Genomic DNA, 19,711 nt, shown 5'->3' on the forward strand with positions numbered 1-19,711 from the left:
AGATTAAAAGTAATTTTGCTCTCTGGTTTTTCACAATGATTTCAATGGCGATTGTGTCCAAATAGGCCGCCTGGATAGGGCAAAAACGGGCCCTTAAATCAAGGAATTGGACACAGCTTCTGGCCCTTCAATGCCGAGCCGATCCGGGTCCGAATAGGTTGGCGCGGGTCTGCGCCCAGGCCTCCTCCAGCTTCTTCATCCCGTTCACGGCCAGACGTCGCTTGTTCACGTCGCGGCTGTAGTGGCGCACCATCTGCTCGGACATCTCGACGATCGCCGACACCTCGGCCTCGGTGTTGCCGGCCTCGAGCAGCATGTTCACCGCGTTCTTCCGCAGGCCGTGGAATACGAACCCGCCTTCACGCAGGCGCGCCATGGCCGCCTTCTTCGCCGGCGAGGCGCTGGTCGGCTGTCCCTTCGCATTTACGCTGGTGAGGTCGCGCTGCCAGGCGGTGCGGTAGGCTGCCAGGGTCCAAGGCTCGCCATCCTCGCGCAGATGCAGCGCAGCGTGGTCGATGTGGGTGCGCTCCAGGATCTCGCGGTACTCGCTGTGGATCGGCACGTAGACCGCCGCACCGGTCTTCCGGGCGACGAGCTCGACGGCGTTCGCCCCCTTCGCCGGTCGCGCCATCGGGATCACGTCGACCGACCTCTGGCCGGTGTAGAGGGCCGAATAGACCGGCAAGTGCAGCCCGGGGCGGGCATGCTCGAAAAAGGCCTCGAACGCCCAATCGGTCCACGGCACGTGCGGCTCGACCTCGTGCTCGACCTTCTCGGTGGTGCGCACGACGTTGGTGGCGCAGAAGCCGCGGGGCACGCCGAAGGCGAGCAGCTTGGAGAGCACCGACCGGAAGTAGCGGGCGACGGCCGGGGTCCCAGATCGAGCGTCGATCGCTTCCTGCGCATCAACCGCCGTGAACTCGGCAACGGGACGGTCTGCCCAATCCTGGCGGATCGCGCGCAGGTGACGGTCGTAGTCGCGCTTCGTCAGGTCGGCGAGGTTCGAGTAGGCTGGGTGCGCCGTGTAGAGGTCGATCAGGGCGCCGAAGGTGCGGCGAGCCTTGCCGTCCGCGGTTCGGTCGCTCTTCTCGGCTTGGTCGACGGCTGACCAGAAGGCTTGCGGACCTCCCTCCCCGCGCGGCTGCGGTAGCAGGTGCCGACGCTCGCCTTGTCCGAGCCAGAACCACGCCCAGTCCTCGCCGTCGCGCTCCGCATGGAGCGCCTGGCATTGCTGGCACCGGCGCCAGAACTCGTCACCCTGGGGGTCGAACGGTAGCGGCACCGGCGGCCAGGCCGTGGGGGTGCCGCGCCCCTTCTCGAACGAGAAGTACATACGGCCGCTGGGGTTGGGCCGGCCGCGGACATGGCGCGGCAGGTCAACCATTCCGCCGCCCTTTCGCGGCCTCCCGGCGCAGCCTCTCCCCTTCACGGGCCAGCTCCCCGAAACTCTTCACCGGAGCCGCAGGTGTCGGCGCTTCGCCGCCGGCCGTCAATTCCGGGAACAGCCCTGGGTGCCGCCGATGCCGCCACCGGTCGATCGCCTCGAGGTCGTACATGCCGGTGTCCGGATCGGGACGCGGGAATCCCCGCATGAAGAGGCGGACCTTGCAGGCCTCGAAGGCAGCCGGCGTCAGGTGCAGTCGGCGCGCCACTTTCTCGGCCGGGATGTCGCCGGGCTCGACCCGAAAACGGACATCGGGGGCCCGGGGAACGCTGGCGCTGGCGCGCGGCATCTAGACCCCCTCTCCTTCTGTGGTGACCGGGGCGGCGACCTGCTGCGCCCCTGGCACGGCCCACGGCCACGAGGTCTCGCGGCTCTCGCCCGGTCGGGCCGGCACCTGTCCGGTCCCGCCGCAGGTCCGACACTGGTCCTGCCGCGTCTCGGTGTGTCGGTCCTCGTGGGTGGCCCAGCCGGTGCCGGAGCACTGGTCGCAGCTGACGATGATCTCGGGCATGTCGCTCACTCAGCCGCGATGGCGAGCGCAGCCGCAGGGCCGCCCGCGAGCTTCAGGATCACCTCGTCGAGCGAGATGCAGATGTCGGTCGCGAGGAGCTGCATCAGCTCCGGCTCCTCACCGTCCTGGGTCAGGATCAGGCACCGCTTGCCCTGGCCGCAGAACCATCCCGCCTTGAGGTGCGCCGAGCGCCCGCAGGGAAGCAGGAGCACACAGGTGTCGGCCCACTGCATGCCGCGCAGATCGCTGACGAAGCCGCGGGCGGCGATCGGGTGCGTGGTCAGGAGACCGGCACGACGATGAGCCGAACGCGGCCCTGTGCGTCGCAGATCTGGCGCCCACTCGTGGTGAGCGGCCAGCAGGGCGTCGGGGCGCCGAGGGCCGCGAGGACGGCCGCAGTCGCGGCCTGGCGGTCGGTGCGGCTCATGACGCGCTCCTCTCGGCCCGGAGCCGATCGCGCAGCCGGATCTTCTCGACGAGCGAGAGGTGGCCGGCTCGGCGGTTGCAGGGTTCACAGGCGAGAGCCTGGTTCGCGATGTGGTCCGGGCCGCCATGGGTCCGGCTCAGCAGGTGCTCGCGGGTCGGCGGCAGCGCGTCGGTGAAGGACTCGTCGCAGTAGAAGCAGGCGGCGCCGTCGCGCTCGACGAGGGCGCGCACCAGGGGCTCGGCCCGGGTGATGACGGTTCGGCCGCGGCTCACGAACCGCATCGTGCCGCCGGTGCGGAAGGTCGCCAGCGCCTCGGCCGCCTGGCCGGTCATCCGGGAGATCGACTTGGTGGCGTTCCGGTAGACGATCGACACGCCCTGATCGCCGCGGAAGCGCACCACCTCCCACTCGTTGGTCGGCGCTAGCACCTCCGCGCCGTTGGCCGTCAGCCACTCGCGGAAGCGGGTCATCTCGTCGGGGCGTCGGGCGCGCCGTTTGGTCGGGGTCGAGGCCTCCGTCATCACGGCCGCGCGCTCCCGATCTGAGCCGACGCCATCAGCTCCGGCCTCCGGAACCGCACGATCGTCTCGCCGGCCCGCCGGATGATCGCTCGCCGGATCCTCCCAGAAGTCGGCGACGCCGAGCGCCGCGAAGTGGACCTCGTCGACCGCGCGTCGTGCGGCCCAGAGCTCCTGCAGCACCTCGCGGATCTCGAAGAGAGAGGGCCGTTCGTTCGAAAGGCGGGTGTGGCCGGCGGCGACCTTCGCGATGAGCGCGGCCGCGCGTTGCTCGGCCTTTGTGGCGCGGTGGCGAGAGGCCATCTGCGCGGCGGGTATGGAGGGCGCCTCGGTTGCGCCGGAGAGGACGGCGCCCATCACGCGCCCCTCCCGATCAGGAAGGCCGCCACACCGAGGGCGTTTCGGGAGCCGCGGCATGACCCGCCCCCGCCCCGCCGCCGCCGACCGCGGCACCTACATCGGCCTCGCGCGAGGCCGCCACGACCTCCAGCCCGAAGGCGCTGCTGCGCCCAACGCACCGGGCTCTGGGGAGGGCGGAAGCCGTGAGGCGACCGCTCAAGGGTACAGTGCTGCCGCCGAGGCCCGTCAGGATTCCGGCAGCCGGACTGGCAGACGAAACGCGGGAGTAGGACGGGACGGAGCCGGTGCGTCGGCCGAGCCTATTCGAAACCGCGGCCACCTCGACCTCCCGCCCGGCTGGCGCCTGAGCGCTGACGGCGACCGCCTCTCGCCGCGGGAGGCGTGAATGGGCACGCCCTCGTCCACCTCGCGCGGCCGGCACGACCCGCTCCTGGCGGTGTTCCTCGCCGATCATCGCGGTGGCATGACCGTCAGCCAGATCGCGCTCAAGCACGGCACCTACCGGGAGCGCGTCGCACGCGCGCTGCTGTCGCGGCCGGACTATAGGGCGCCCGGTCGTGGCGTCCGGTCTGACCTGTCTGAGCCGATGGCCAAGCTCGCCGCGCACGCGCGGGCTGCCATGGAAGCGACGCGCATACGGCGCATCGATCCTGCTGCTCGGTTCGCTGCCGGAGTCTCCGCGGCCATTCACATCCTTCGCGGCCGTGTCCGCGCCGTCGGCCCCATCTGCGTCGACAGCCCCACCGTCGCCGCCGCCCACGCCGCCGGCCTGACCCTCGACGACACCCACGAGGTGTTCGCCGTCCCGCCGGCCGAGGCGGTTCGCGCCATCGCCGCTCATGCGGGGCGCTGAGCCATGCTCGCGCCCCTCACCCCCCACGTCGGGCCCTCCGACGTGCGCGCCCGGCCCTGTGTCGCCCCCGTCCGGGGACCGGGCGCACCCCTGAATGCTGCCGGCTTGGCCGGCGCCTCGAGGCCCCTCCCGGGGCGCGTCCTCATGGACGTCTCCTCGCCAACTACCCCCTCTCCCGATGCGGAGAGGGGGCTTTTCTTTCCGCGTGATCGTCTCCGCCTGCAAGCAGCCGATCGCGCCTGTGTAGTCGTGCGTACTCCGATCAACCTCCTTCAAGATGGGTCCTCCTCTCCCGCAAGTGAACTTGCAGGAAAGGACTCCCACCGTGCGGGCAAAGATCTCCACGCGACGGACAATGTTCACGAACGCTGACGCCCAATCCCAGGCGCTGCCCCTCGTGCACGCCCTCTTCCGCGAGGCGCACTGGCGCTCCGGCTCGCGCATGGCGGCCTACGACACCGTGGCCGGCCAGATCGACCGGTCGCCGAACTGGGTGCGCAAGCTCATCGGGCGGCGCGCCGACGCGGTCGTCGAGATGCGCGACTGGCTCAACATCTCGGCCGCCTACGATCGGCTCTGCGCCAAGCTCGAGTCCGTCGCCGAACACGAGGAGGCGCGGGCCGCCGCGCTTGAGGAGATTCTGCATGAGGCTGGCACGGCTGGTGAAGCGCTGGTGGAGCGCCAGGCGCCGCCGGCTGGCCGCGGAACGCGCGCTCGGCGGTCGCCCGGCACGCGAGTGGCTGCCGCGGCTCTGGACCCGCGAGCGACGGCCCGAGGCGTCCGATCGGCGGAGGCAGTGAGCCGTGGCTGACGTCCTGTTCGAGGTTCGCCACAGCGGCGCCGGCCTGACCCTGGTCACCGATGCCGGCACCTCGACCGCCACCGTCGCGGTCGGGCTCGGGCGCGTGCTGCTCGCCGTATCCCAGCCTGGCGCCGCTGCCGACCTGATGCTCGACCCGATCGATGCCCGTCACCTCGCCGAGCGGCTGCAGCTGGCCGCGGGCGAGGTCGAGACCGCGGCGGACGCCGACACCCCCTGATCACCCCGCGGCCGGAGCGCCGCCAACGTGGAGTAGCGTGATGGCCGCAGCACAGCACGGCAACGGGCCGAACCCGGAGCGGACGAAGGAGTGCGTCGAGCGCATTGAGGCCATCGCGGCGAAGAAGGATGCCGCGCACATGGACTACATGCGGCAGTGCTCGGTGTTCGCCGAGGAGACGAAGGCTGTCTACGACGAGGCCAAGAAGGCTTGGGGCCTGAACAAGCGGGCGCTGAAAGCGGTCATCAAGACCCGCACGATGGAGCGGAAGCTCGAGGACCTGCGCGAGTCTCTGGAGGGCGAGGAGCAGGACTCCTACGACCAGATCCGTCACGCGCTGGGCGACCTCGCCGACACCCCGCTCGGCCAGGCCGCCCTGCCGATCGAGGGCGAGGACGACGTGCGCTCGCCCGCGCAGAAGCGCCGGGAGAAGGAGCGCAGGACCCGCGACTCCGCGCTCGACGCCGTGTCGACCGAGAACGCGGCGCGGGTCACCGCCGGCATCAGCAAGCTGAACTGAGGCGGCGGCGCGCGTGGCCTACACCGGCATCATCCTGGCTCTGGATCTGGCCTCCAACACCGGCGTCGCCGAAGGGCGGCCCGGCTCGGCCCCGCGCCTCTACGACGTCCGGCTCCGCAAGGAGGACGACGACTTCGAGGACACCTGGGGCCGAGCCATCGGCTGGATCGCCGATCGGCTCTATGCCGAGCGCGATGCCGTCGCCGAGGGCGACCTGCGGCTCGTGGTCGAGGCGCCGATCATGACCGGGATGGGCGGCAACACGAACGCCGATTCCCTGCTGGTGACGAAGGGCCTCTGGTCCTGCTGCACGGGCTTCGCCCGCGCCCGCGGCGTGATGGTGCGCCGCGTGGCCGTCTCCACCGTGCGGGCTGCCTTCCTCGGCAACGGCCGGCTCGATGGCGACACCGCCAAGCGCCAAGCGCGTGCCACCTGCCGGGCTCTCGGCTGGACCCCGCCGAGCCTGGACGCGGCGGATGCCGGCGCCCTGTGGTGGTGGGCCAGCCAGCAATGGGCGCCCGACCTGACCCCGCCTGTGCACCCCCTCCTGCTGAAGCGGGGTGCGGCATGACGCTCGCCCAACAAATCCTGCACCTCTGGCGGCAGGGCCTCGACACCTACGAGATCGCGCAGCGCAGCCCAACCACGTCGCGGCGCGCCTCGTGGTGGTCGGCCCGGACGCGGCGGTGGCCGCGGTACCGCTTCAGGCCGCCTCGTTCCGTCCGCTCGACGCAGCGCTGGAGCAGGCGTTCGAGGGTGGCGGAAAGGCTACGATCGACGCGCTGCCGGCCGCCCGCGGCCCGGATGGCGGCCAGATCCGGACCATCTTCGACATCCGCAGCCCGGTCGCCGAGGCCTGGCTGCGTGACCATTCCGCCACGCTGGTGCGCGAGATCATCGACGATCAGCGGGCTGCGATCCGAGCCCGCCTCGTCGCCGGGATGGAGGCCGGCCGCAACCCGCGCGACGTCGCCCTCGACCTCGTCGGCCGCGTCGATCGCGCGACCGGGCGCCGGACGGGCGGCATCATCGGCCTGACGACCTACCAAGAGGCGATCGTTAGGAACTACGCCGCCGAGCTCGCCCGAGTGGACCCGGCGGCCCTGGAGCGGCAGCTGCGCGATCCCCGGTACGACGGCGCCCTGAAGCGGGCGATCGCCGAGGGCAAGCCACTCGCCGCCGACCAGATCACGCGGATGGTCGCCGCCTACGAGAGCCGGATGCTCCGGCACCGGGGCGAGACTATCGCCAAGACCGAAACCACCCCGGCGCTCTACGAGGCCCGCATCCAGGCGCTCGAGCAGGCCGGCGCCGCCGGGCGCGTCGATATCGGCGAGGTTCGCAAGCGGTGGCGCGACTCGGGCGGGCCCAACGTCCGGCACACCCACCGGCTGCTGAACGGTCAGACGGTCCCCGCCCGGGCGTCGTTCGTGAGTTCGAGCGGTGCCGTCCTGCGCTACCCAGCTGACCCGCGGGCGCCCGCCGCCGAGCGGGTCAACTGCGAATGCGACCTCGAAATCCTGTTCGGCAGGTGAGCCATGGCCCGCGGCAGCATCACTAACGTCTCGCGCGTGACCGCGAAGCTCGACGACCTTTCGCGCGACGCCCGGCGCCAGGTCAGCCAGTCCGTATTCAAGGGCGCCCAGCGGATCGCGAACCGAGCCGCCCATCTCATCAAGGATGGGGCGGTCTCGGGCGCCGGGCACGTTCCGTCCGCGCCGGGCCAGCCGCCGAACGCCGACACGCACTTCCTCGACCGGTCGATCCACGTGGTGCAGGTCGGTGAACTCGCTGCCGAGGTGCGGGTCACGGCCGGCTATGCCGCCGCGCTGGAATACGGCACTTCGAAGATGGCCGCGCGCCCCTTCATGACTCCCGCGGTCCGGCAGGAGCAGGACGCCGCGGCGATCGACTTCCTGGAAGGGCTCGCCAAGGCGCGGGGCCTGCGCTGATGGCATCGCGCGATTTCTCCGACGCGCTGACCTCGGCGGCGATGCTCGCCCTAGCGAACGACCCGGGCGTCGCCGCGATCGTCGGCGACCGCGTGCGGGACTACGTCGAGGACAAGCCGCGATGGCCGTTCCTGCGCCTCGACCCGGTGACGGTCACCCCCTGGGAGGCGTCTTGCTGGGTCGGGATGGAGGCGGAGCTGGTGATCCACTCCTTCGTCCGCGCCGACCGCAGCACCCGCGGCGTGCAGCGGCTGAACGCTGCGGTCGTCGCGGCCCTCGACGAGGCCGCCTTGCCGCTCTCCGAGGGCGTGCTGCTGGGCCTCGATCATCGCGGCTCGACGACCGGGCCCGACACCGCGGAGCCGGCCTCCTGGCACGGCATCGTCCGCTTTCGCGCGCTCGTGGTCGAAGTCACGGGCTGATCCCGCCATCCGCAGAGGCACGCCATGGCACAGAAGGTCAGGTTCAAGCGCGACTGGGAGTTCTGGCCCAGGCCCGGCGTCGTGATGATGTACGCCAAGGGCGAGGACCCGGGCCGACGTGCAGGCGCTGACGCCCGCGAAGGTCGCCCCGATCTACCGGCAGCGCTACTGGGACGCGATCGAGGGCGACGACCTGCCGGCCGGCCTCGACTATGCGGTCTTCGACTGGGCCGTGAACAGCGGGCCGGCCCGTGCCGCCATCGCGCTCCAGCGCCTCGTCGGCGTGGCGGATGACGGGCACATCGGGCCGATCACCCTCAAGGCGGTGGCGGCCCAGGACCGGCGGAAGCTGATCGGCTCGCTCTGTGACGTGCGGCTGGTCTTCCTCCGCGAACTGTCGATCTGGCCGACCTTCGGCAAGGGCTGGTCGAGCCGTGTCGCCGGTGTCCGGAAAGATGCGCTCGCTATGATCGCCGCGGCGCCCGCGATGCCGACCTGCCCGGCCTGCGGCAGGCCGCTGACGGCCTGACCAACTCCCCGGAAGTTCCGGACAGTTCGTCACCACCACAAGCATCTGTAATTGCTGGATGATCCCCTGAAATGGGACCGTTTCAGCACCACCCCGCGCCGGCCGGCCAGCCGAGCACTTTTCCAAAAACGAGGACAAAATATGCGCGCTCTCATGCTCGCGGCGCTGGCGCTCGCCTGCGTCTACTCTCCCGCCATGGCCGGCTCCGGCCCGATCGCCGAGGGGCTGCCCCCGACCGGCAGCTTCGCCCACGGCCTCGCCCACGGCCTCCTCCTGCTCGGCGCCCTGGCGCTCGCCGTCGCGGTGTGCCTCGCCGCCCGGGCCCGACCGCCGATCCTCGGCATCCTGGCCGTCGCGCTGCTCGCGGTCATCGCCGGTCCGGCCTTCGCCGCCGAGGTCGCCACCACCGACACCACCAGCGTGAGGCTGTCCGCCGCCCCGTGGATCGCCCTGCTCCAGGAGATCGTCATCACCGCGGTCATCCCGGCGGTGGCCGCCTACCTGATACAGGCCATCCGCAAGGTCTACCCCTGGGCCGCCCTGTTCCTCACCCAGAGCCGGGTCGAGCAGATGGCCAACGCCGTGACCGAGTACGCCATCAACGCCGTGCCGGGCGCGGTGAAGGAGGGCAAGCTGTCGATCAACGTCGGTTCGCAGGTCATCGCCAAGGCGGTGCAGCGGGCGGTCGACGCGGCACCGGCGAAGGCGCTGGAGGCGGCCGGTGGGGAAGCCGGGCTCGCCGAGATCGTCTTCCGGAAGCTCAACCTCGAGGACGACGCGAACGAGCACAACACTCTCGCGCCGGTGGTGGCGAGCCTGCCGGTGGCGGGGCGGTAGGGGCAGCGCCATGCTGTTCCCGGCCGGCCCGAGCACGCCCGCCCACCCGGCGGGCGCCTACAGCTTCAACCGCCTGTTCGAGTGGGCCATGGCGGTCATGATGCTGCTGATCGCCGTGACGCTCGCGATGCCGGGCGACACCATGGAGCGCGCCGCGCTGAAGCCCATCGCCGATATCGGCTTCAACGAGGGCAACATGGCGTTCTTCTTCGGGGCGGTGGGCGTGCTGCGCGTCACCGCCCTCTGGCTGAACGGCCACATCAACAACGGGGTGACGAAGCCGAACGGGGCCAACATCCGAGCGGTCTGCTCCGGGCTCGGCGCCCTGGTGATGGGGCAGCTGACCCTCGCCCTGGTGGTCGACGCCTTCACGGCCGAGGCGCCCAGCTTCATCATCCCGGTCTTCGGGACCCTGACCATCTTCGAGGCGATCTCGTGCTACGTGGCCCGCCTCGACGCGGTGGATCGCAGGTCGCGGCTCGGCAGAGCCCTCGCTGCGCTGGAGCGTGTGAAATAGCATGGAGCACCTGATCGCACTGCTCCCCCTGCTGTCGTCGATGCCGGCGCTGCAGGTCTTCGTCGGTGGCGCCGTTGCCGTCACGTGCGTCGCCATGGTCCTGAGGGCGAACAAGGACAAGCACGAGGTGCCGCCCCCGGCGCCGGGTTCGGTGGGTGACGCCATGGTGCATCTGCAAGGGCCGGCCGAGGTGCTGAGCATCCTGCGGGACCTGCGGGAGATTGGCCGCCAGCAGGTCGAGCACCTGGCCCGGGTCGCAGAATGCCAGCGGGCCGCCCGAGAGCAGCTGACGGCACAGACCGAATTGCTGCGCAGCATCGACCGGGAGCAGGTCCGCCATCACGGCCACGACTGAACCCGGAACCCGACCTGCCGCCGGCCCGTTAGCCGGCGGATCTTCAAAGACCCGAGACCCCGCCTTCAGCCCCGCCGGCAGCCGCCGAGCGGGGTTCTTTGTTTGCGCGCCCGTGCCGTGTGGTGGAACAACTCAAAGTCTTTTCTTTTTCATAATGGCTCTAAATCGCTCATCGAGCCGATCACCAAGGTTGCCGACTAAATTACCAGGAACATAAAGTATATGAGCTATCATCCAGCAAAAATTTGCACCGCGACGCATCCATTTTGCTTTTGTTATATCGCGCATTCTGACACCTTTAGAGACGTTAAAAACAGCCATCGATCATTATTGTTGTCCTTTGATGTATGCGATCATTTTACATGGGTTGCAATACCAGCTGCAACCAAGGCGCGCATCGCCGCCATTCAGGCGGCCAGTGGTCTGTCCCACACCCCTCCGACCGCGGCACGTCTAAGCCGGAACCGCCCCAACAGCAGCCTGTTAGCCGATCGCCTCACGAGGTGTCTTCCTTAACTCAGCCCCGCCGGCAGCCGCCGAGCGGGGCTTAATCATTTGCTGTCCTGAGATGTGGGCGGCCGACGGTGAAACCGCGATCAGCACCATCTATGGCGATTCGCACTTTATCGACGGTACCACTTTCGCGTCCATCCTTGATACGGCCTACCACTAAATGATTATCGACGAATGAGTGTTCGCCTATTTGAGTAATTTGCCGACTTACTGGCGGGGGTTACAATCTATACACAATAATAACGTTCATAGAGCCCGGTCCGGCTGGCGTTAGTATTTGTTTAATTATGACCTTTGTCGACGTTATATTTTTCATTGGCAATATAACTAGCTAATGATTGATCAAATGTAGCCGCTGTCTGTCTTATAATTTCGAATATTCGCGATGTACTATGCAAGTCAATCAGAGGGGATGAAAGTGAGCGCGTTGAACACCCACAAACATCATGACTTTAACTTGCTTGAGGCTATGGGTGCGGGACGCAGAATAATTATCGCCTTATGGTTGTTTAGCGCTATTATAAATATTCTGTATTTAACTGGATCATTCTACATGATGCAGATTTACGATCGAGTAATCCCAGGCCGCAGCGTCCCCACTTTGATCGCTTTATCTCTACTTGCTGTTTCTCTCTACACCGGGCAGGCTGCCCTGGACTTTTTCCGCAGTCGTGTCCTCTCGCGTCTTGCGCGCTCGCTTGACGAGCGCCTCAGCCCACGCGTTTTCGCACTGGTGGCCCGCCTGCCACTTTCACCGGGCGGCGTCGGCCTGCAGCCCCTACGTGACCTTGATCAGGTTCGCGGCTTTCTAGCAGGAGGCGGGCCCATCGGGTTCTTCGACCTGCCATGGATGCCATTGTACCTCGCCATTTGCTTCCTCTTCCACCCATTGATTGGTCTAGCTGTTACAGTTGGTGCACTCGTCCTCGTTGTCTTCACTGCCTGCACTGAGGTCTCCACTCGTAAGCCGGTCAGAGAGGCCAACCAGCACGGTTCTGCGCGCAATAACCTTGCCGAGGCTTGCCGCCGCAATGCCGAAGTTATAGCTGCGATGGGCATGAGTTCGCACTTGTGTGTGCGCTGGGACGCAATCAACCGCAAGCACCTGGACAGTCACGAGCGTGCAGGCGATGTGGTGGGCGGTCTGGGTGGAGTCTCCAAGGTCGCACGCATGATGCTGCAGTCCGGTGTGCTCGGGCTCGGCGCATACCTCGTCATTCACGGCGAGGCGAGTTCCGGCATCATCATTGCGGGCTCTATTCTCTCCGCTCGTGCGCTCGCGCCTCTAGAACAGGTCATAGCGCACTGGAAAAGCTTCGCCGGTGCTCGGCAGAGCTGGAAACGGTTACGCACACTTCTGGCCGACCATCCAGCGCCAGCTGACAAGCTTGCATTACGCAAGCCGGCTTCTCGCCTCTCGGTCGAGAGCGTCGGCTTGGTGCCGCCCAATTCCCAATCGCTTGTCGTGTCAGGTGTTTCGTTCGTGCTGACAAGTGGTAGCGGCCTTGGGATTATTGGCCCGAGCGCATCCGGCAAGTCGTCGCTCGCCCGCGGCCTAGTCGGCGTGTGGCACCCGGTTCGTGGCAGTGTGCGATTGGATGGAGCTACCCTCGACCAGTGGACACCCGAGGTGTTGGGGCAGCACATCGGCTACTTACCGCAGGACATAGAGCTATTCGATGGCACAATCGGGCAGAATATCGCCCGCTTCGCGCCCGCCCCTGAATCAGATGCTATCATCAAGGCGGCCGAGCAGGCCGGAGTACACGAGCTGATAGTGCGGCTGCCGGATGGCTACGAGACCCGGATCGGCGAAGGTGGGATGGCTCTCTCCGGCGGACAGCGCCAGCGTATCGCGCTAGCCCGGGCTCTCTACAATGAACCGTTTCTGGTGGTGATGGACGAGCCCAATTCGAACCTCGACGGCGAAGGCGAGCAGGCGCTCACGCAGGCCATCGCCGGGGTTCGCAAGCGAGGCGGCATCGTCGTCGTAATCGCACACCGACCAAGCGTGCTCGCGGCTGTCGACCAGGTTCTGATTATGGCGCAGGGCCAAGTCCAGGCGTTCGGGCCCAAGGAGCAGATTATGCGGCCCGCGAAGCCAGCGAGTGCGCCGGCGTTCATCCAACCTGCCGCAGCAGGAGCTGCTTGATGCTGTCTCCCGTGCATCCCTTAACGCGGCGCTCCTTGCGCCGATCGATGATCGGCGGAAGTGCGGTGGCCACGTTGCTCATCTTCGGTCTCGGAGGATGGGCGGCTACTACAGACCTCGCTGGCGCGGTGATCGCGCCCGGAGTGCTCGTGGTCGAGACAAACGTCAAAAAAGTGCAGCATCCGACTGGCGGTGTCGTAGGCGAACTGAGGGTGCGTGAGGGCACGACGGTGCGCGCGGGTGAAATTCTGGTGCGCCTGGATGAAACGGTCACACGCGCCAATTTGACCGTCGTCACCAAAGGGCAAGACGAATTCACCGCACGACAGTCTCGGCTTAAAGCCGAACAGAACGGCCAAGATATAATTCATTTTCCTGATGAGATGATGCAGCGGATAGGCGAGCCAAGCATTGCCAGCCTGCTAGGTGAAGAGAAGCGCCTTTTTGAGATCCGTCGTACTGCTCGTGACGGCCAGAAATTGCAGCTAAAAGAACGCATATCTCAGCTCCGAGAGCAAATACAAGGTATGACTGATCAAGTTAGAGCTAAGCAAAGGGAAATTGATCTAATTGGAGAAGAACTAAAGGGAGTCCGCGATCTCTTCGCTAAGAACCTGATCCAGATCGCGCGAGTGACAGCACTGGAGCGGGATGCGGCTCGGCTAGTGGGAGAGCGCGGTGCCCTAATATCCTCGATTGCGCAAATCAGGGGTAAAGTGACCGAGACCGAACTCCAGATTTTGCAAGTGGAGCAAGATCTTCGGACCGAAGTGGGGAGGGAATTGGCGGAAATCAGGGGCAAGCTAGCCGAGTTAGTTGAGAAGCGGGTCGCGGCCGAGGACCAACTGAAGCGGGTAGAAATCCGGGCACCTCAGGATGGAGTTGTGCATCAGCTCACAATTCACACAGTGGGCGGTGTCATCAGCCCTGGAGAACAGCTGATGCTGATCGTGCCACGTGCAGAGGCTTTGACAATAGAGGCGAAAATACAGCCTCATGATGTTGACCAAGTGCGTATTGGTAACAAGGCGGTACTTCGATTTTCAGCCTTTAATCAACGCACTACGCCAGAAGTTGCGGGCAGGATAAGCATGGTTGCGGCTGATATAAGTCATGATCAGAAAACCGGTGCAAGCTTCTACACAGTACGCATTCAGCCTGCAAGCGACGACCTTAAACGACTGCATAATTTGCAGCTGGTTGCTGGCATGCCTGTTGAGAGCTTCATTCAAACAGGCGAGCGAACCGTAATCTCGTATTTAGTCAAACCGCTCGCAGATCAAGCTGCGAAAGCATGGAGGGAGAGATGACATAAATCGAGGAGATTATCATCAGCTGTGACATGAAATGCATCTTTGCAATATCGATAAATGGGAGAGTATCCAATGGCAAACGTGATATCTTTCTCCGAGACTGATCTTGAACGACTTTCCGGCGGGTCCGGAAAATTTTCTATCACATGGGATGACCTTTATATCGACAAAGCAGGTTCTGTAGGGGGGTCACTGGGGGGAGATCTCCTTAAAGTCTCTCTCGGTGCAGATTACGTCCTCAAGGGCGGCTTGATCGCCAAGATGGAAGGCGACCTCGGCACAGCAGGACTCCTTTATAATTTGGAGGGCCCAGGAAAAAATATTCAGACTAATAAAGACGGAACTACAATCATTGACACGTCAGGATGGCATGTAAGTTCTGCGAATTTGGATGTAAAAAGCTTCGATCCTGCATCATTCAAACTATCGGCCGATCTTAGTGCGGATATTGAACTTGCCGCCAAGGGCGACATATCATCTCATCTTTCAGTTCATGAAGTCATTCCTGACCTAAAAACCAAAAATCCATTGTATAATCCAGCGGAATGGATAGAGGTTAAGACAAAAAACCCCCTCTACGATCCGAACGAATGGATTATCGTTGATGTTCTATTTGGTACCATCAAAACAAAGAATCCGTTTTATAACCCAACGGAGTGGCTGACGGCCAAAACCAAAAATCCACTCTACGATCCCAATGAGTGGATTATCGTTGAAGTTCAGGATATAAATATTGAGGCTGATATTATTCCAAAAATTGGTTTCAATACGGGCAAGTTAATCGATATTGAAGGATCTAAAAATCTATTCAAAATAGACTCGAGTAATATCAAGCCGTATACGTTTGATTTTGAGTATGGAAAAGTCGTCGCACAGGTTCCGCACCAAATAGTTGCTTCCTCCAATCAGCTCCTGCCAAGTGCTGACGGGTTGCCCGATTTGGTCACTTTCGGCTCGTCGCCTGCGCTTACGGCTTCGGTCGACATCATCAAGCTGATAGGAGCGGCATTCGGCATACCTCCTCAGGCGTTTTCCGACAAACAGGCAGTCAAAATCAACGACAACATAAACTTCTCAATCGATTATTCGATAGCAGAGGCTTTGGCCTCTGCAAACGTCAGCATCGGCCAAAGATCGACATTTCAGGCGCAGGACGTGTCAGTAAAAATGACAGCAAGCACCGGAGAAATAAAAAACGGACACTTAGGTGATAAATTTGAATTTGCTACTCCCAATTCTGGGAGCGGCGAAATCACGATTGATGCGGAATATACATTAAATGGTGAGTTAAAAACAGAAACGGGCTTGCTTTTGCAGGGATCCATCGATCTGAAGGGTCTCGCGCTGGGGATCCAGGCTAATTTGAAGGCCAATATTCTTGGTTACAATGTTGATGAACATTGGGACCAGAACCTCATAGGACCGCTATTTAATGAAAACGTTCAAGTCGGAGGAACAAGCGATCTCATCGTTCTAGATAGTCATACTAGTAAATATTCATTATCGACCACTCACGATACGTACAGAATTACGTATAATCACACAAATACAACAAACACCTATACCGATCGCCCCGGCGATGACTTTTATGATGGAAACACTGGCAATATTCTAGTTTCATATCAGGGTCCAGTAAAATCTTATACGGTAAATTATTCATCTGGATCGTACAAAGTCGGGTCTGGGTCTGATGGTCTAGATACTTTATTAAACGTGAAGAATATAGCTTTCGTTGACGGACAAATAATTTATGATCCAGACAGCCCGGCTTATCAAATTCATCGGTTATATGAGGCGGTGCTAGGAAGAGACCCGGACGGCCTCGGTCTCAGCTCTTGGACAAGTCAGCTCAGTCACGGTAAGAACCTTTCTGATATTGTGCCGGGTTTCACAAATTCGGCTGAATTTCAGAGTACCTATGGTGCGCTGGACGACAACCAATTTGTGACGCTGCTGTACCACAATGTACTTGACCGTACCCCGGATCAAGGAGGATTGCTGAATTGGACGAATCTGCTTTCATCTGGAGGAAATCGTTCAGAGGTAGTTCTCGGTTTTTCTGAAAGCGTCGAGTTCAAAAACAAGATATCGGCGGAAAATCCACAAGGTATTTGGTTGCAGGATCAAGAGGCAACGACCGCCGCGAGACTGTACTATGCGACGCTTGATCGCGCGCCCGATCCCGGTGGTCTCATCAATTGGACGCATGTTCTAGAATCGGGTGCGCCTCTGGAACAAGTTGTAAGCGGATTCACGCACTCTCAAGAGTTCCAGACGCGCTATGGGGCTCTGGATGACAGTAGCTTCGTCGATCTCCTCTATGCCAACGTACTGGATCGAACTCCTGATCCAGAAGGTAAAACAAATTGGGTGAACGCACTCTCACACGGTAGCAGTCGTGAACAGATCGTGTTGGGCTTCTCTGAGAGCTTGGAGTTCCAAATAAAAACTCAGCCCATGATGGATCACGGCATTCTTCTCGCATGACTGCTAACACATTTGCAATCGTTGTCTAGCGCTGACAACTCTGGCACGTTCCAGCGATCATCAACGAGCCTTCCAGCCCGCCCGGCCAAGCCGAGGCGGGCCTTTTGTCAGCCTGTTGCTGACGGGATTTTTCTGATGTCTCCCACCCTCCGGTCATGGAGCATCCTGCCCAATGACGAGGCACGTCGCCCACCGTTGGGCGGCTCAGCGAAATCCTCCGGCGCCTCCCCGAACTGGCCCAGGATCGCGACGCTCTCCAGTTCGCACGTCTCATCATCCGCCACGATGCGCAGAGCCGCGGTGCCCGGCATCCGCCCGGCGATCGCCTCTGCGCGTTTGAGCGCTCCATTCTCCGTCGGCGCCACATCCCGGTTGCCCGGCCGCAGCCGCTTCCGGTGAATTTCGAACGTCTGCACCATGAACGTCGTCCGCATCCCCATAACGATCTCCTGATCCTGCCGTCCCCGCTCCGCACAGGCTCGAAGCTCGGCCTTGACCGGGAACCGCCGGCCTGTTTGTTCTCTTTGTGTTCTAACACGGAGGGCGCGCGTGAGTCTCTATCGGGTCGGTGCAGAGGCGGCAGACGCGGGCGGGCTCGTGCGGATCCCGTTCATGCTCCCGACCCTTTGCGCTGGCTTCCCGTCGCCCGCCGAGGACTTCATCGAGGGTGCGCTGGAGCTGCCCCGCTGGCTCGTGCCGAACCCGCCTGCCACCTTTATCTGGCGCGTGCGCGGCTGGTGCATGAAGGGCGCCGGCATCCACGACGAGGATTTGGCCGTGGTCGACCGCTCGCTGTCGCCTTCCTCCGGCGCCGTCGTGGTCGCGGTGGTCAACGGCGAGATGAGCCTGAAGCGCCTGGTCATGACCGGCAACCGGCTGGCGCTCACGTTTGACAATCCGGAGATGGACAAGGAGTTCGCGCTGGAGGACCTCGAGGAAGGCCTGCTCTGGGGCGTGCTGCTGTTCTCAGTGCGCTGGCACCACGTGAAGGCCCGGGCGAGCGTCCAGCGATGAGCCGGGCAATCGCGCTCATCGACGGCAACAGCTTCTACTGCTCCTGCGAGCGCGTGTTCGATCCGAAGCTCACGGGCGTGCCGGTGATCGTGCTCTCGAACAACGACGGCTGCGCCATCGCGCGGACCGCCGAGGCCAAGGCGCTCGGGATCAAGATGGGTGAGCCTTACTTCAAGATCCGCGACCTGTGCCGCCGGCAGAAGGTGCGCGTCTTCTCCTCGAACTACGCCCTCTACGGCGACATGTCGGCCCGGGCCAACACGGTCTATCGGCAGTTCGCACCGGACGTGGAGATCTACTCGATCGACGAGAGCTTCCTTGATCTGTCCGATGTGCGTGAGCGCGATCGGGTCGCGCTGGCGCGGGATCTGCGCTCGACCGTCCGCCAATGGACCGGCTTGCCGACCTGCGTCGGGATTGGGCCGACGAAAACACTCGCGAAGCTCGCCAACCACATCGCCAAGACCATCCCTGAACTCGGCGGCGTGTGCGACTTGTCCGACGACGCGGAACGCGCCGCCTGGATGGTGGGGATCTCGGTGGGCGAGGTCTGGGGCATCGGACGCGCCTCGCTAGCGCGGCTGGAGGCCATGGGTGTCGATACCGTGGCGGACCTGCGCGACCTCGACCCCCGGCCGGCCCGGCAGTCCCTGACGGTGGTGGGCGAGCGGATCATCCACGAGCTGCGCGGCCGCGCCTGCCTACCGCTTGAGATCGTGCCGGCCCGGCGCAAGGGCTGCGCGGTGACGCGCTCCTTCTCGTCCAGAATCACGGAGCGGACGGTGCTCGAGCAGGCGGTGGCGGCGCACGCGACGCGCTTGGGCGAGAAGCTGCGGCGGGACGGGCTCGCGGTCTCGGCCGTCACGGTCTTCTATCACACCAGCGAGCACGACCGCGGCGACCCGATGCGCTCGGTCTCGAAGGTAGTGCATCTGCCGGAAGCCACGAACGACACCCGCCACCTGATCGATGCGGCGATCCGCGGCGTGGCGATGACCTGGCGCGAGCAGGGCCCGACGCCTTGGCGTTACAGCAAGGCCGGGTTGGTCACCACCGACCTCGTGCCGCTCGACGAGGCGCCGCGGCCGTTGTTCGATGCTCTCGACCGGGAGAAGTCCGGCAAGCTCATGGCTGCGATGGACGCCTGCAACAGCAGGTTCGGGCGCGGTGCCGTTGTGCCGGCGCGAGCCGGGCTCGTCGACAAGCGCACTTGGTCGACGAAGTTCGAGATGCGCTCGCCGCGTTTCACGACGCGGTTGAGTGAGGTGCCGACAGTCAGTGCAGCTATTCAGTGACATCGCCTGCACATTGGAGGCGCGACCGCTGCTATGGATGGGAAGCGGACTATTCGTATTTCGACTGTGCGTATTCAATCGCTTGTATCAGCAACCCGAAAAATTTAATTGCCGTCTATATGGTTATCGTCGCTGAGGGCGCAAAGATATCACTAATAATAAATAGTACACTTCTTAAGTATTTTATAATCGACGAGTTGATATAAATCAATGCGACCCATTTTTATTAGCTCAGCGTTGGCCGGTTGGCGCGGCCAATATAAAACGCCCGTTGGCGCCCTTTCTTTTGTTCTCGCCATAATATGATAATGGAATAGGTTTCATCTGCGAGGTGTCTCTATGTCGCCCAACAGCTGTGATCCTCCAGGTTCAGATTTGCAGCCGCCGCAACGGCTAAGATACACTTTGGTTATACTAAATAAATTTGGCGCATTGATTGATATACAGACCATTTATGCAATTAACGATGCGGAGGCAACTATTTTAGGAAAAACATTGTCTCAAGATAATGCCTTTGAGTTATGGCTGGGATTTCAGCGCGTCTCGTATTTCACAGGCACAGTCCATTGAGTTCACCATCATAAACTATGACACTAGATGATGTTTCATAATTTATGCTCTAGGGCAAAAATCGGCGGCTCAAAGCACCTTA

24 protein-coding genes and 1 pseudogene are annotated in these 19,711 nt (G+C 63.3%); 18 read left to right on the top strand and 7 right to left on the bottom strand.

The annotated features are described in order from the left end of the window. Nucleotides 1–127: 127 nt before the first annotated feature. The 6 genes from DA075_RS08395 to DA075_RS08415 are packed head-to-tail and all read right to left on the bottom strand — an operon-like array spanning nt 128 to nt 3,257. Nucleotides 128–1,384, bottom strand: coding sequence for a site-specific integrase (locus DA075_RS08395; protein WP_099952816.1), 1,257 nt, complete (start codon nt 1,382–1,384; stop codon nt 128–130). Next, nucleotides 1,377–1,733, bottom strand: coding sequence for a hypothetical protein (locus DA075_RS08400; protein ID WP_099952817.1), 357 nt, complete (start codon nt 1,731–1,733; stop codon nt 1,377–1,379). The genes DA075_RS08395 and DA075_RS08400 overlap by 8 nt, the downstream gene beginning before the upstream one ends. Then, a complete protein-coding gene (locus tag DA075_RS37090; RefSeq protein WP_210207022.1) occupies nt 1,734–1,964 on the bottom strand; it encodes a hypothetical protein in 231 nt (76 codons plus the stop codon). Continuing rightward, nucleotides 1,961–2,188 carry a hypothetical protein gene (locus DA075_RS08410; protein WP_244936539.1) on the bottom strand — a complete coding sequence of 76 codons (228 nt, stop codon included), beginning with the start codon at nt 2,186–2,188 and terminating at the stop codon, nt 1,961–1,963. The genes DA075_RS37090 and DA075_RS08410 overlap by 4 nt, the downstream gene beginning before the upstream one ends. A gap of 47 nt (nt 2,189–2,235) precedes the next feature. Further along, on the bottom strand, nt 2,236–2,382 hold the full coding sequence (locus DA075_RS36515; protein WP_164712165.1) for a hypothetical protein: 147 nt from the start codon (nt 2,380–2,382) through the stop codon (nt 2,236–2,238). Continuing rightward, nucleotides 2,379–3,257 carry an HNH endonuclease gene (locus DA075_RS08415; protein ID WP_099952819.1) on the bottom strand — a complete coding sequence of 293 codons (879 nt, stop codon included), beginning with the start codon at nt 3,255–3,257 and terminating at the stop codon, nt 2,379–2,381. Before DA075_RS08415 ends, DA075_RS36515 begins: the two co-directional genes overlap by 4 nt. Before the next feature lie 388 nt (nt 3,258–3,645). On the opposite strand from DA075_RS08415, the gene DA075_RS08420 reads away from it, so the two are divergent. From DA075_RS08420 to DA075_RS08490, 15 genes are all read left to right on the top strand, one after another. After that, nucleotides 3,646–4,113, top strand: a complete 468-nt coding sequence (locus DA075_RS08420; RefSeq protein WP_099952820.1) for a hypothetical protein — start codon at nt 3,646–3,648, stop codon at nt 4,111–4,113. A gap of 355 nt (nt 4,114–4,468) precedes the next feature. Next, nucleotides 4,469–4,924 carry a hypothetical protein gene (locus DA075_RS08425; RefSeq protein ID WP_099952821.1) on the top strand — a complete coding sequence of 152 codons (456 nt, stop codon included), beginning with the start codon at nt 4,469–4,471 and terminating at the stop codon, nt 4,922–4,924. Next, nucleotides 4,917–5,153: a hypothetical protein gene (locus DA075_RS08430; RefSeq protein WP_099952822.1), complete on the top strand. Its 237-nt coding sequence runs from the start codon at nt 4,917–4,919 to the stop codon at nt 5,151–5,153. The genes DA075_RS08425 and DA075_RS08430 overlap by 8 nt, the downstream gene beginning before the upstream one ends. Nucleotides 5,154–5,193: 40 nt before the next feature. Next, entirely contained in the window at nt 5,194–5,673 is a 480-nt protein-coding gene (locus tag DA075_RS08435) for a hypothetical protein (protein ID WP_099952823.1), read from the top strand. Nucleotides 5,674–5,686: 13 nt separating this feature from the next. Next, a complete protein-coding gene (locus tag DA075_RS08440; protein WP_099952824.1) occupies nt 5,687–6,244 on the top strand; it encodes a hypothetical protein in 558 nt (185 codons plus the stop codon). A 91-nt stretch (nt 6,245–6,335) separates the two neighbouring features. Further along, nucleotides 6,336–7,208, top strand: a complete 873-nt coding sequence (locus DA075_RS08445) for a head morphogenesis protein (RefSeq protein ID WP_099952825.1) — start codon at nt 6,336–6,338, stop codon at nt 7,206–7,208. A 3-nt stretch (nt 7,209–7,211) separates the two neighbouring features. Continuing rightward, nucleotides 7,212–7,625, top strand: coding sequence for an HK97-gp10 family putative phage morphogenesis protein (locus DA075_RS08450; RefSeq protein ID WP_099952826.1), 414 nt, complete (start codon nt 7,212–7,214; stop codon nt 7,623–7,625). After that, the gene (locus tag DA075_RS08455; protein WP_099952827.1) at nt 7,625–8,047 is read left to right on the top strand and encodes a DUF3168 domain-containing protein; all 423 of its coding nucleotides are present in this window, start codon (nt 7,625–7,627) and stop codon (nt 8,045–8,047) included. The genes DA075_RS08450 and DA075_RS08455 overlap by 1 nt, the downstream gene beginning before the upstream one ends. Before the next feature lie 118 nt (nt 8,048–8,165). Further along, complete coding sequence (locus DA075_RS08460; protein WP_099952828.1) at nt 8,166–8,576, top strand: glycoside hydrolase family 108 protein; 411 nt, start codon at nt 8,166–8,168, stop codon at nt 8,574–8,576. A 141-nt stretch (nt 8,577–8,717) separates the two neighbouring features. After that, on the top strand, nt 8,718–9,413 hold the full coding sequence (locus DA075_RS08465; RefSeq protein WP_099952829.1) for a hypothetical protein: 696 nt from the start codon (nt 8,718–8,720) through the stop codon (nt 9,411–9,413). A gap of 10 nt (nt 9,414–9,423) precedes the next feature. Then, complete coding sequence (locus DA075_RS08470) at nt 9,424–9,930, top strand: hypothetical protein (RefSeq protein WP_099952830.1); 507 nt, start codon at nt 9,424–9,426, stop codon at nt 9,928–9,930. Between the two features lies 1 nt (nt 9,931). Beyond that, nucleotides 9,932–10,285, top strand: a complete 354-nt coding sequence (locus DA075_RS08475) for a hypothetical protein (protein WP_099952831.1) — start codon at nt 9,932–9,934, stop codon at nt 10,283–10,285. A gap of 925 nt (nt 10,286–11,210) precedes the next feature. Further along, complete coding sequence (locus DA075_RS08480) at nt 11,211–12,950, top strand: type I secretion system permease/ATPase (RefSeq protein ID WP_099952832.1); 1,740 nt, start codon at nt 11,211–11,213, stop codon at nt 12,948–12,950. Continuing rightward, nucleotides 12,950–14,260 carry an HlyD family type I secretion periplasmic adaptor subunit gene (locus DA075_RS08485; protein WP_420813126.1) on the top strand — a complete coding sequence of 437 codons (1,311 nt, stop codon included), beginning with the start codon at nt 12,950–12,952 and terminating at the stop codon, nt 14,258–14,260. The genes DA075_RS08480 and DA075_RS08485 overlap by 1 nt, the downstream gene beginning before the upstream one ends. Nucleotides 14,261–14,335: 75 nt before the next feature. Next, on the top strand, nt 14,336–16,750 hold the full coding sequence (locus DA075_RS08490) for a DUF4214 domain-containing protein (RefSeq protein WP_164712267.1): 2,415 nt from the start codon (nt 14,336–14,338) through the stop codon (nt 16,748–16,750). 188 nt (nt 16,751–16,938) lie between these two features. Here the strand turns inward: DA075_RS08490 and DA075_RS08495 are convergent. Further along, a pseudogene (locus tag DA075_RS08495) lies at nt 16,939–17,190 on the bottom strand (hypothetical protein); the annotation flags it as partial. Between the two features lie 109 nt (nt 17,191–17,299). Between DA075_RS08495 and DA075_RS08500 the strand changes: the two are divergent. From DA075_RS08500 to DA075_RS35850, 3 genes are all read left to right on the top strand, one after another. Continuing rightward, entirely contained in the window at nt 17,300–17,764 is a 465-nt protein-coding gene (locus DA075_RS08500; protein WP_174800075.1) for a LexA family protein, read from the top strand. Then, a complete protein-coding gene (locus DA075_RS08505) occupies nt 17,761–19,059 on the top strand; it encodes a Y-family DNA polymerase (protein ID WP_099952833.1) in 1,299 nt (432 codons plus the stop codon). Before DA075_RS08500 ends, DA075_RS08505 begins: the two co-directional genes overlap by 4 nt. Before the next feature lie 339 nt (nt 19,060–19,398). Beyond that, nucleotides 19,399–19,629 carry a hypothetical protein gene (locus tag DA075_RS35850; RefSeq protein ID WP_123834216.1) on the top strand — a complete coding sequence of 77 codons (231 nt, stop codon included), beginning with the start codon at nt 19,399–19,401 and terminating at the stop codon, nt 19,627–19,629. Nucleotides 19,630–19,711: the final 82 nt, after the last annotated feature.

Origin of the sequence: Methylobacterium currus, from assembly GCF_003058325.1 — a bacterium.
Classification (GTDB): Bacteria; Pseudomonadota; Alphaproteobacteria; order Rhizobiales; family Beijerinckiaceae; genus Methylobacterium; species Methylobacterium currus.

Coding starts and splice junctions, on each gene's coding strand:
- DA075_RS08425 (WP_099952821.1), top strand. CDS start 4,469: ATGTTCACGAACGCTGACGCCCAATCCCAGGCGCTGCCCCTCGTGCAC.
- DA075_RS36515 (WP_164712165.1), bottom strand. CDS start 2,382: ATGAGCCGCACCGACCGCCAGGCCGCGACTGCGGCCGTCCTCGCGGCC.
- DA075_RS08470 (WP_099952830.1), top strand. CDS start 9,424: ATGCTGTTCCCGGCCGGCCCGAGCACGCCCGCCCACCCGGCGGGCGCC.
- DA075_RS08465 (WP_099952829.1), top strand. CDS start 8,718: ATGCGCGCTCTCATGCTCGCGGCGCTGGCGCTCGCCTGCGTCTACTCT.
- DA075_RS08505 (WP_099952833.1), top strand. CDS start 17,761: ATGAGCCGGGCAATCGCGCTCATCGACGGCAACAGCTTCTACTGCTCC.
- DA075_RS08420 (WP_099952820.1), top strand. CDS start 3,646: ATGGGCACGCCCTCGTCCACCTCGCGCGGCCGGCACGACCCGCTCCTG.
- DA075_RS08450 (WP_099952826.1), top strand. CDS start 7,212: ATGGCCCGCGGCAGCATCACTAACGTCTCGCGCGTGACCGCGAAGCTC.
- DA075_RS08410 (WP_244936539.1), bottom strand. CDS start 2,188: ATGCAGTGGGCCGACACCTGTGTGCTCCTGCTTCCCTGCGGGCGCTCG.
- DA075_RS08400 (WP_099952817.1), bottom strand. CDS start 1,733: ATGCCGCGCGCCAGCGCCAGCGTTCCCCGGGCCCCCGATGTCCGTTTT.
- DA075_RS08415 (WP_099952819.1), bottom strand. CDS start 3,257: ATGGGCGCCGTCCTCTCCGGCGCAACCGAGGCGCCCTCCATACCCGCC.
- DA075_RS08395 (WP_099952816.1), bottom strand. CDS start 1,384: ATGGTTGACCTGCCGCGCCATGTCCGCGGCCGGCCCAACCCCAGCGGC.
- DA075_RS08485 (WP_420813126.1), top strand. CDS start 12,950: ATGCTGTCTCCCGTGCATCCCTTAACGCGGCGCTCCTTGCGCCGATCG.
- DA075_RS08435 (WP_099952823.1), top strand. CDS start 5,194: ATGGCCGCAGCACAGCACGGCAACGGGCCGAACCCGGAGCGGACGAAG.
- DA075_RS35850 (WP_123834216.1), top strand. CDS start 19,399: ATGTCGCCCAACAGCTGTGATCCTCCAGGTTCAGATTTGCAGCCGCCG.
- DA075_RS08455 (WP_099952827.1), top strand. CDS start 7,625: ATGGCATCGCGCGATTTCTCCGACGCGCTGACCTCGGCGGCGATGCTC.
- DA075_RS08475 (WP_099952831.1), top strand. CDS start 9,932: ATGGAGCACCTGATCGCACTGCTCCCCCTGCTGTCGTCGATGCCGGCG.
- DA075_RS08480 (WP_099952832.1), top strand. CDS start 11,211: ATGAAAGTGAGCGCGTTGAACACCCACAAACATCATGACTTTAACTTG.
- DA075_RS08490 (WP_164712267.1), top strand. CDS start 14,336: ATGGCAAACGTGATATCTTTCTCCGAGACTGATCTTGAACGACTTTCC.